The following is an 8,828-nucleotide window of genomic DNA, read 5'->3' as shown; positions in this document are numbered from 1 at the left end:
GGGCACTCAGGCGCGCAGCGAATCGACCACCTGCTGCAGCGCCTCGGGCAATGGCACCGGCCGCTGCGTTGCGCGGTCGACGTACACATGCACGAAGTGGCCCTGCGCGGCGGCGCTGTCGGAGCCCTCGGCGAAGAGTGCGATCTCGTAGCGCACGCTCGAGCGCCCTGCTTGCGCCACGCGGATGCCCGCCTCCACCGTCTGCGGGAACGCGACCGGCGCGAAATAGTTGCACTGCGTCTCGACCACGAAGCCGATCGTCTGGCCGCCGTGGATGTCGAGCGCGCCGCGCTCGATGAGCAGCGCGTTCACCGCGGTGTCGAACCAGCTGTAGTAGACGACGTTGTTGACGTGGCCGTACATGTCGTTGTCGGCCCAGCGCGTCGGGATGCTGCGAAACGCCCGGTAGGCGCTGCGGGTGTGGGGCGTGGGCTTGGGAGTAGGTGTCGGGGCGCTCATCGCGCGGCATTTTGCCAGCGGCGCCAGTAGTCCAGCGCCACCCGGAAGGTGCCCAGCTGCACCTGCACCGTCTCGGCGATGTCGCTGGCGTAGCCACCGGCCATCGCGAAGGCCGTCGGGATGCGGCGCTGCCAGGTCCAGTCGAACACGCGGCGGTCGCGCGCCTCCAGGCCGTCGAAGCTCAGCTTGAGGCGACCCAGCCGGTCGCGCTCGAAGGGGTCGGCGCCGGCCAGATAGATCACGAGGCCGGGGGAGAAGCGGCGGTCGAGTTCGTCGAGCGCGTGCTCCAGCGCCGCGAGGTAGTCGGCGTCGCCGCAGCCGTCGGGCAGCTCCACGTCGAGGTCGCTCGCCTCCTTGCGGAACGGGAAGTTCTTCTGGCCGTGCACCGACAGCGTGAACACGCTCGGGTCGCCCTGGAAGATGCGGGCGGTGCCGTTGCCCTGGTGCACGTCGAGATCGATCATCGCCACCCTGAGCAGCCGGCCGGCGCGGGCCTGCTCAGCCTGCATGAGCCGCGCGGCCACCGCTGCGTCGTTGAAGACGCAGAAGCCGCTGCCCTTGTCTGCGTAGGCGTGGTGCGTGCCGCCCGCCATGTTGGCCGACACGCCGCCCGCGAAGGCGGCGCGGCAAGCCGCGATGGTGGCGCCGGTGGAACGGCGCGAGCGCTCGACCATCGCCTCGCTCCAGGGGAAGCCGATCTCGCGCATGGCCTGCGGGCTCACGCGGCCTTCGCTGACGGCGGCGATCCATTCGGGCGTGTGGGCCAGCGCAAGCTCGTCGTCGGTGGCGCGCGGAGCCGGGTCCATCTCGACGGCCGGCAGTTGCTCTTGCAGGCGGTCGCGCAGCATCGCGTAGCGCGACATGGGAAAGCGGTGGCCCGGCGGCAGGGGCAGCACGAACTGCCCGGAATAGAAAGCACGCATGGCCGCATTCTGGCCGCGCAGGCCCGATTTAGAAGGCCACTTCTAAATTGCTGCACAGCAGCAAAAACCGCTTGATCGCTGCGTTCAGCTGCCTATACTTCAGGCCATGCTGCACCGCAACATGAACGACGAGGCGCAGCGCAACGTGAATCGACCACCCCATCATCCTTTCTGGAGATCTCAAATGGCCCTGACCGCTGACCAAATCCTCGCCGCTCAAAAAGCAAACCTCGAAACCCTGTTCGGCCTGACCACCAAGGCTTTCGAAGGCGTTGAAAAGCTGGTCGAACTGAACGTGACCGCTTCCAAGGCCGCCCTGACCGAAGCCCAGAGCACCGCTCAAGCTGCCCTGAACGTCAAGGACGCCCAGGAGCTGCTGACGCTGCAAGCCAGCCTGTTCCAGCCCCTGGCCGAAAAGACCGCTGCCTACAGCCGTCACCTGTACGACATCGCCCAAGGCACCAGCACCGAATTCTCGAAGGCTTTCGAAGCCAAGGCCGCTGAAGCCCAGCAAGCCTTCGTCGGCCTCGTCGACAGCGCTTCCAAGAACGCCCCCGCCGGCTCGGAAACCGCCGTCGCCGTGCTGAAGAGCGCCGTGGCTGCCGCCAACAACGCTTTCGAATCGGTCCAGAAGGCCGTCAAGCAAGCGTCGGACGTCGCCGAAGCCAACTTCAACGCCGTGTCGACCCAAGCCGTCGCCGCTGCCAAGACGGCCACCGCTTCGCGCAAGCGCTAAGCACCGACCACCACCAGTTGTCTCCTTGGGTCCTCACGGATCCAATTCAGGGCCTCGTCTCACGACGAGGCCTTTTTTTTCGTCCGGCGGCGTCTTCGATAATGCAGGTCTCATCTCTGGAGACTTTTCATGCAAATCGACGGCAAGGTTTTTATCGTGACCGGTGGCGCTTCGGGCCTCGGCGAAGGCACGGCGCGCATGCTGGCCGCCAACGGCGCCAAGGTGATCATCGCCGACATGCAGGCTGACAAGGGCGAAGCCGTTGCGAAGGAAATCGGCGGCGTGTTCGTCAAGTGCGACGTGAGCCAGGAAGCCGACGGCCAGGCCGTGGTGGCTGCCGCCGTCAAGCTCGGCAAGCTCATGGGCCTGGTCAATTGCGCCGGCATCGCACCGGCCGAGAAGACCGTGGGCAAGAACGGCCCGCACGCGCTGGCCGTGTTCAGCAAGACCGTCACGGTCAACCTGATCGGCAGCTTCAACATGATCCGCCTCGCGGCCGATGCCATGGGCAAGAACGAGCCCGAAGCCACCGGCGAACGCGGCGTGCTGATTTCGACCGCCTCGGTCGCGGCCTACGACGGCCAGATCGGTCAGGCCGCCTACAGCGCCTCGAAGGGCGGTGTGGTCGGCATGACCCTGCCGATCGCCCGCGACCTCGCGCGCAGCGGCATCCGCAACATGACCATCGCCCCCGGCATCTTCGGCACGCCCATGCTGTTCGGCATGCCGCAAGAGGTGCAGGACGCGCTGGCCGCCAGCGTGCCCTTCCCCTCGCGCCTGGGTACGCCCGACGACTACGCCAAGCTGGCCAAGCACATCATCGAGAACGACATGCTCAACGGCGAGGTGATTCGTCTGGACGGAGCGATTCGATTGGCCCCTCGCTAAAAGCCGCATGAATAGGGAGCTTCGCGCTCCCTTTTTTGTAGCGATGCGATTTAGGGTGACTATCGAGTTTGGTCACTCAATCGAAGCTGCGAATTCAGTGGGGTAAGCCGTCGTTGGAAATGGGATCACCTCAGACGCAAGGGTGATCATGTAACCCTATTGACTCCGGCAAAAAGGTGCGGCGAGTTGACGATCCGGATGTCGTTCGCAATGCGAGGGTCGAAGGTTCGCCGTCTCCTCAACACGCAGCCTTCGTCTGCCGTCAACAAACGCTCAGCACTCCCATCTAAGAAGTAATCTTTCTTAATAACTTGAAGTGCAGGTAACATGCCCCAGATGTAACCAAATTATTTCATAAGGGGTATTGAGCATGGGACTTCCACGGACGTTCGTCGGATTCAGCAGCACTGACATTCGGTACTACAGGCTCATGCAGGCATGGAAAGCCAATGAGCACATTGACTTCAATTTCGCAGACGTCCAACTCGAAAACGAGATCAATTCCGAGAATGAGGCCTACATCAAGCGAAAGTGCCGCGAGCGTATCGACATGGCCGGCACGTTTGCCGTGCTGATCGGTCAGGACACGCGGTCAAAGCACAAGTACGTCCGCTGGGAGATGGAGGTCGCCATCGAGAAGAAGTGCAGGATCATCGGCATCAACATCGACGGTTCCCGCCGCGTCGTCGACGCAACCTGCCCACCGATCATCCGAAACATTGGAGCCATTTTCGTGCCGTTCTCTCCAAAGATCATCGCCCACGCGCTGGCGAACTACGAGATGGGGGCGAATGACGACTTCCACTACAAGGATCACGTCTACACCCAGCTCGGCTACTGATTGAAGGTCCGAGGTATGCAAGAGCAGGACTTTCCCGCCCTCTACAGGTCAGCCGACGAACTATCACTGGCGTCACAGAGGCACTTTTTCCGCGCTCTTAAGTTGCACTTGATCTTGCTGGTTGTCGCGGCTGTGCTGTCTATTGTGAGCATCCCCCACTGGTCAGTTGCGGCATTTCAACTGCTTGCACTGCTCGGGGCGTTGTCATGCTCGATCTACCTGTTCAGCCGGCGACCTGATCGCCTTTGGTATGCCGGTCGGGCGGTGGCTGAGTCCATCAAGACAATTACTTGGCGCTACGTCTGCCGAGCCGAGCCTTTCCAAGGCGGCGACGCTGCGGCCAAGAGCGACTTGCGGCAGAAGTTGAAAGCTGTCGTTGAGCAGAACAGAGAGGTCGTCCAGAGCCTTACGAACCACCTGGACGCACCCCAGATAACTGAAGTCATGGCTCAGATGCGGGCGCAATCCCTAGAGGAAAGAAAGGCGAAGTACGCAACGAGTCGCATTGGTAACCAGCTCACTTGGTATGTCAAAAAAGCGGCCTTCAACCGAAGAACTTCCAATGGGTTCTTCTGGGCGCTAATCGTGACCAATGCGGTCGCCGTCGTCTGCGCAATCCTGAGGATCAAGTTTGTCGAAGTGCCGTACTGGCCGACTGACGTCTTGGTCGCTGCTGCGGCCAGCTTATTGAGTTGGATGCAAGCAAAGAGGTTTTCTGAACTTGCTGCGTCTTACGCGCTGGCGGCACATGAAATTAGCCTTATCCGAGAGCAGTCGCTGCTACCCAGTACCGATGAGGAGTTTTCCCTGTTTGTCGGCGATGCAGAGAATGCGTTCTCGCGTGAGCACACCCAATGGGTCGCCAGGAAAGACGTGTAACCGCTACGGGGAACTGCGTCGCGCAAAGCGACGCTCGGAAGCTCTAAGCGGAGCGATTTGACATGGACATCGAAGAGATCGGAAAGATCGTCGGCATCGCCTCTACCGTTGGTGCAATGGTGGGCGGCCTCATGTCATTCCTCATCAACTGGTGGTGGAAGGTACGTGCAGAGTCAGACAGAATTCAAGTCCGCTATGGGTCAGCTCATTATGACGAATCACCTGGCTACGCAATGCACGTAATCAGCCGTAGTGACCACACGCTGGAGGTCACCGACTACGGATTTGTACTCGGCGACGGCAAGCTTCTCTCCGTTCCCGACCTATGGGCGAACCATTTTGGCGATGAGCTCTCCAGAGATGCCTATAGCGGGAGTTCCATACTGAGGGCGCGCAATGAACGGTATGAAGTTCATGTGGACTTGTCTAGGAAGGACATCGTCGGCGCTTACGCACGGACCTCAACACAGAAGCATCCAAGCGTCACCTTCGAGACCTACGAGCCGATTTCGATCTGGCGTCAGTTGCGTTTCAAGATCAAACAGAGGTTGAACATGGAGTACGGTGCCTAGCACCTTGCAGAGTCGAACATTCAACGAGGAGAACGAGATGGGTGAATGGTCAGATTACTTCGAAGATTTTCCGGAAGAGAACCAGGCCAACTATGTTGGCGAGCGCTTTGATCCAGCTGGTGCAGCCCGTCTGCGTGCCGAAGAAGCTCGCCGACTTCAAGTCGTCATCGACTCACGAGCGATGCAGAAGAAGATGTTCGACATGGCCGCAGCCGCAAAGAAAGAAGCTGCCGAACGCGCACAACAATCGCAACCCCAAGCCGATCAGTAGCTCCTACCTCTTTTTTCACTGAGATGGGAATGCATCGACACGCATCACAGCCCCATCAGCGCGACAACGAGGCACCCGAACAGCACGAATTTGAGGGAGCGCCCTGTGCGGCTCTTGTCGGAAGGCGTGATCCAAGGCACATTCCGCAAGATGTTCTCTTGTCGTTAGGGCCCTACATGAAGACTTGCCGACTCCGAGGGATGCGCCTCATACCATTGCTCTTGCTTTCCGGTTGTGCAGCATCAACGGCAAGTTTGCAGTCGGCTTCGTCCGGCGCGATCGGCTGCAGTCCAAGTGAAGTCTCAATCTCAGACTACAGATTGAACATGCACACTTCCTCATGGACCGCCAAGTGCAATACCAAGACCTACTTCTGCTCTGGTTCAGACACCCTCAAGCAGGGCACTAGTTGCAAGCAGGCGCAGGAGAAATGAGGGTCTGCTGATTGCCTAAAACCAGACCATGCTGAACGAAGGCCAGCGATTCGATCTCAACAAGCGATAGACGGACCACTTGGCCGCTGCACGAATCAATTCTTCGTGAGCCGCGACAAGCGCCCCACGAACACGTCTTGACGGATTCCTAGATTTCCGAGACAGCAATTGGAGATTGAAGCGATTGCGTTTGCGGTCGCGGGCCGTAGCTCGATCTTGGTATCGCTACGATCGCATTGACCGGCCATGTATCCATTCGTATCATCGACACGCGCGTCAAAGCGTGGAAGGACGGCCCGAATCCCTGGTTGTCCCCAGAACAACATGAGGGACCTTATGCGCCGCGGATTCGAAGTTGGCCGGGCATTGCCCGCCATCACCCTTTTTGTATCGCTTGCGGCCTTTGGCTGTAGCGCCAGCGCGCAGCAGCGCGATGTGCAAAACTTCTTTCAGGCACTTGATGGTCTAGCGAAGGCTGGCCAGCAAGGTGCCGCAGCCCAGCCGTTGGGCTCGACACCGCAGAGCCTGCGAGCCAGAGAGCTTCGGCCGGATGTGCCGATAACTTCAGCTTCGCCGGCTGCGCCTGACGCGGCGCAGCAATCGGCGGGTTGGTCGCCTCGCCCACCACGAGAGTGCATCGCTTCGGTCAACGATTCCGGAGACTGGATGTATGGCCGGCAGTCGATCGATGAGCTAAGGCAGGCCGTCGAAACGAACAAGCGCAACTTCTGCTCCTACTTGGTTATCAAGGAGTACTACGCGCAGGGCGCTGCCCGATCGACTTCCTGCATCGTGCCGCCGCAGGAGGCCACGCAGCGTGATCAGAACGCAGCCACCATGGCCAGACGCAGGTTCGAAGACAGTTGCGCAGCTCAGCTCACGACTGCCGACATCATGGAGCGGAACCAGCAGATTCTCGGGCGAGCAAGTGCCATTGAGGCGAAGGCGAGTGCTGCGGCGACCAGGAAGCAGCAGCAAGCTGAGTGGAGTACCGAAGCGAAGAATTTCGAGTTGAAAGGGCTCACGTTAGCGCTCACCAAAGAGAGTTTGATGGCCATGACGCCGGGTCGCTCGTTCTTCAGTTGCAAGCCCAGCCCCTCTTTCCAACTAGTGGAGACCTGCTTCGCTGTGCTGGATTCCAAGACGTGCATTCCGCAAGTTGTCGACACCCCAAAAGGTCCGATGCAGCGGATGGAATGCAAGACCGTGCAGGCGGCCCCCTCTAGCCTGCCTGCAGGCGTACAGGCACTGACCACCTTCGCAGGCCGGAACGTCGTCGAGGTCCAGGTTTCGTTCTTCCAGAACAAGACCCTCAACGTTACGTTGTTCGCGAATCTGGAAAATGCACCGGCCGAGGATGCGCTTTCTTCGAAATACGGCGCGCCACGCGAGAGGCGCGATGGAATGACTTTCTGGTACGGCAAGGGCGAACAGTTGGCCCTGTCGCGTGATCGTGTGCAAATCCACAGCCCGGTCGTTGGCGCGCAGCGTGATGCTGCAGCGAAAGCGCTTGAAGATGCAAAGGTCCAAGCTGATGGGGTGAAAGCGAAGGCCGACAAGGAGAAGCGTCGTGGTGATTTCTAAAAGGACCGCGCTGCCCCTCTTGCTGTTTTCGGTCCTCAGTGCGACTGGCGTGCCCGCCCCGGCACAGACCGCCGTGCCCACTTTCGAAGTGAAGGGCCTCAATCTCAATGTCAAGCAGGACGCGCTTGCCGGCTTGGCAACCGGCACCTCTGCATTCAAGTGCTCACCAGATCGCCAGAACTACCTGACCACGGTCTGCGAGTCGAACCTTGAGGTCCGTACGTGCGCAGTCAAGAAGAGCGGGCTTCCACAAGGGATGTGGCAGCAATTTCAGGATTGCACGACAACTTATCTGCCTGCCAGTTCGTTGACGCCAGCCATGCAGCGGATGGCAACCATTGGTGGAAACCAAGTCAAGCTCATTCGTATCAGCTTTTTCGATGCGCAGGCGAGCGAGATCATCGTTTTCCATGAAGGAAAAAATCCAGGCACATTCCTGGAGGCGTTCACGCAACGGTATGGACCGCCCACCTCCGAGGTGGCGAATGCGCGCGATTCTTACGACAACGGCATCACATGGACGCGTGCTGATGAGACCATGAAGCTGGGTGCCGCCCGGGTCGTGCTAACCAACCCCTCGGTCTTGACCGCGCGCAGACAGCGCCTTGAGGCGGACCGCGAAGCTGCCAAGAACCGTGCGAACGGCGCGCGGGAAGATGCAGCCAAGAAGGCGAAGTCGGACATTTAGCAAGCCGGCAACGCCTTGCGCCGGTCGCTGCTCCGTAAGCTGGCGCTCCAGTCACTACCGCTCAGTCATTGCGCAAAGCCTTCTGAGGGATCGGGCGCAAGACGACGACGAGCACCAGGCACACGAGTCGAATCGCATCCGTGGCTTCTGCGTCGAGGTAGGGAATCAGATCGGAGTTCGATGCGATTAGGGACAGCAGTTCAGGAAGCACGAGGCCGATCGATGCTGCAATCCATGACCATGATCTCCAAAAATTCCTGACGATCATCGGCGACCCCTTGCGTTTAGAGCGACTTCGAGTTCAAGCACACGGATGCGGCGGTCGATCTCCTCAAGCTTGCCATCGTGGCCCTTCACTTGATTGGCGACTGTCTCAAATTTGTACGTCAGGGTTTCCGTCAGTCGGTCCATCTTCCAGATCAAAGTGAACCCGCCGATGATGAGGGCGACGATGACGGGGACAAGGATTGCTGATGCGGCCTTCGTGAGGCTGATCGGCTGGTTTGTAGGCGTGGTCATAGATACTGTCATTTTTGTTTCCCCCTATTTATGG

At 59.9% G+C, this 8,828-nt stretch carries 12 protein-coding genes; 8 read left to right on the top strand and 4 right to left on the bottom strand.

Annotated features, from left to right (window positions below):
* Positions 1–6 precede the first annotated feature (6 nt).
* Together CY658_RS21860 and CY658_RS21855 are read right to left on the bottom strand one after the other, a co-directional pair.
* Positions 7–459 carry an acyl-CoA thioesterase gene (locus CY658_RS21860; RefSeq protein WP_101492193.1) on the bottom strand — a complete coding sequence of 151 codons (453 nt, stop codon included), beginning with the start codon at positions 457–459 and terminating at the stop codon, positions 7–9.
* On the bottom strand, positions 456–1,382 hold the full coding sequence (locus CY658_RS21855; protein WP_101492192.1) for a histone deacetylase family protein: 927 nt from the start codon (positions 1,380–1,382) through the stop codon (positions 456–458). Before CY658_RS21855 ends, CY658_RS21860 begins: the two co-directional genes overlap by 4 nt.
* Before the next feature lie 184 nt (positions 1,383–1,566).
* Between CY658_RS21855 and CY658_RS21850 the strand changes: the two genes are divergently transcribed.
* The 8 genes from CY658_RS21850 to CY658_RS21815 all read left to right on the top strand — a co-directional run bounded on the left by CY658_RS21850 (position 1,567) and on the right by CY658_RS21815 (position 8,275).
* A complete protein-coding gene (locus CY658_RS21850) occupies positions 1,567–2,118 on the top strand; it encodes a phasin family protein (protein WP_095950673.1) in 552 nt (183 codons plus the stop codon).
* Between the two features lie 129 nt (positions 2,119–2,247).
* On the top strand, positions 2,248–3,006 hold the full coding sequence (locus CY658_RS21845; protein WP_101492191.1) for a 3-hydroxyacyl-CoA dehydrogenase: 759 nt from the start codon (positions 2,248–2,250) through the stop codon (positions 3,004–3,006).
* 370 nt (positions 3,007–3,376) lie between these two features.
* Positions 3,377–3,847 (top strand): TIR domain-containing protein, encoded by a 471-nt coding sequence (locus CY658_RS21840; RefSeq protein WP_101492190.1) that lies wholly within the window; start codon positions 3,377–3,379, stop codon positions 3,845–3,847.
* A gap of 15 nt (positions 3,848–3,862) precedes the next feature.
* Positions 3,863–4,726 carry a DUF4231 domain-containing protein gene (locus CY658_RS21835; protein WP_101492189.1) on the top strand — a complete coding sequence of 288 codons (864 nt, stop codon included), beginning with the start codon at positions 3,863–3,865 and terminating at the stop codon, positions 4,724–4,726.
* Positions 4,727–4,788: 62 nt separating this feature from the next.
* Complete coding sequence (locus CY658_RS21830) at positions 4,789–5,298, top strand: hypothetical protein (RefSeq protein WP_101492188.1); 510 nt, start codon at positions 4,789–4,791, stop codon at positions 5,296–5,298.
* Positions 5,299–5,335: 37 nt separating this feature from the next.
* Positions 5,336–5,569, top strand: a complete 234-nt coding sequence (locus CY658_RS21825) for a hypothetical protein (RefSeq protein WP_101492187.1) — start codon at positions 5,336–5,338, stop codon at positions 5,567–5,569.
* A gap of 770 nt (positions 5,570–6,339) precedes the next feature.
* Positions 6,340–7,587: a hypothetical protein gene (locus tag CY658_RS21820; RefSeq protein ID WP_143713753.1), complete on the top strand. Its 1,248-nt coding sequence runs from the start codon at positions 6,340–6,342 to the stop codon at positions 7,585–7,587.
* Positions 7,574–8,275 (top strand): hypothetical protein, encoded by a 702-nt coding sequence (locus CY658_RS21815; RefSeq protein ID WP_101492185.1) that lies wholly within the window; start codon positions 7,574–7,576, stop codon positions 8,273–8,275. The genes CY658_RS21820 and CY658_RS21815 overlap by 14 nt, the downstream gene beginning before the upstream one ends.
* Before the next feature lie 61 nt (positions 8,276–8,336).
* Here CY658_RS21815 and CY658_RS21810 read toward each other — a convergent pair whose 3' ends face one another.
* Entirely contained in the window at positions 8,337–8,543 is a 207-nt protein-coding gene (locus CY658_RS21810; protein WP_101492184.1) for a hypothetical protein, read from the bottom strand.
* Positions 8,540–8,794, bottom strand: coding sequence for a hypothetical protein (locus CY658_RS21805; RefSeq protein WP_101492183.1), 255 nt, complete (start codon positions 8,792–8,794; stop codon positions 8,540–8,542). Before CY658_RS21805 ends, CY658_RS21810 begins: the two co-directional genes overlap by 4 nt.
* Positions 8,795–8,828: the final 34 nt, after the last annotated feature.

This window comes from Variovorax sp. RO1 (assembly GCF_002849325.1).
Classification (GTDB): Bacteria; Pseudomonadota; Gammaproteobacteria; order Burkholderiales; family Burkholderiaceae_C; genus Variovorax.
This window is presented reverse-complemented; position numbering and strand designations above follow the sequence as displayed.

Bases quoted from the DNA above. Each gene is read 5' to 3' on its own strand.
- CY658_RS21860 (WP_101492193.1), bottom strand. From the start codon at position 459: ATGAGCGCCCCGACACCTACTCCCAAGCCCACGCCCCACACCCGCAGC.
- CY658_RS21855 (WP_101492192.1), bottom strand. From the start codon at position 1,382: ATGCGTGCTTTCTATTCCGGGCAGTTCGTGCTGCCCCTGCCGCCGGGC.
- CY658_RS21850 (WP_095950673.1), top strand. From the start codon at position 1,567: ATGGCCCTGACCGCTGACCAAATCCTCGCCGCTCAAAAAGCAAACCTC.
- CY658_RS21845 (WP_101492191.1), top strand. From the start codon at position 2,248: ATGCAAATCGACGGCAAGGTTTTTATCGTGACCGGTGGCGCTTCGGGC.
- CY658_RS21840 (WP_101492190.1), top strand. From the start codon at position 3,377: ATGGGACTTCCACGGACGTTCGTCGGATTCAGCAGCACTGACATTCGG.
- CY658_RS21835 (WP_101492189.1), top strand. From the start codon at position 3,863: ATGCAAGAGCAGGACTTTCCCGCCCTCTACAGGTCAGCCGACGAACTA.
- CY658_RS21830 (WP_101492188.1), top strand. From the start codon at position 4,789: ATGGACATCGAAGAGATCGGAAAGATCGTCGGCATCGCCTCTACCGTT.
- CY658_RS21825 (WP_101492187.1), top strand. From the start codon at position 5,336: ATGGGTGAATGGTCAGATTACTTCGAAGATTTTCCGGAAGAGAACCAG.
- CY658_RS21820 (WP_143713753.1), top strand. From the start codon at position 6,340: ATGCGCCGCGGATTCGAAGTTGGCCGGGCATTGCCCGCCATCACCCTT.
- CY658_RS21810 (WP_101492184.1), bottom strand. From the start codon at position 8,543: ATGATCGTCAGGAATTTTTGGAGATCATGGTCATGGATTGCAGCATCG.
- CY658_RS21805 (WP_101492183.1), bottom strand. From the start codon at position 8,794: ATGACCACGCCTACAAACCAGCCGATCAGCCTCACGAAGGCCGCATCA.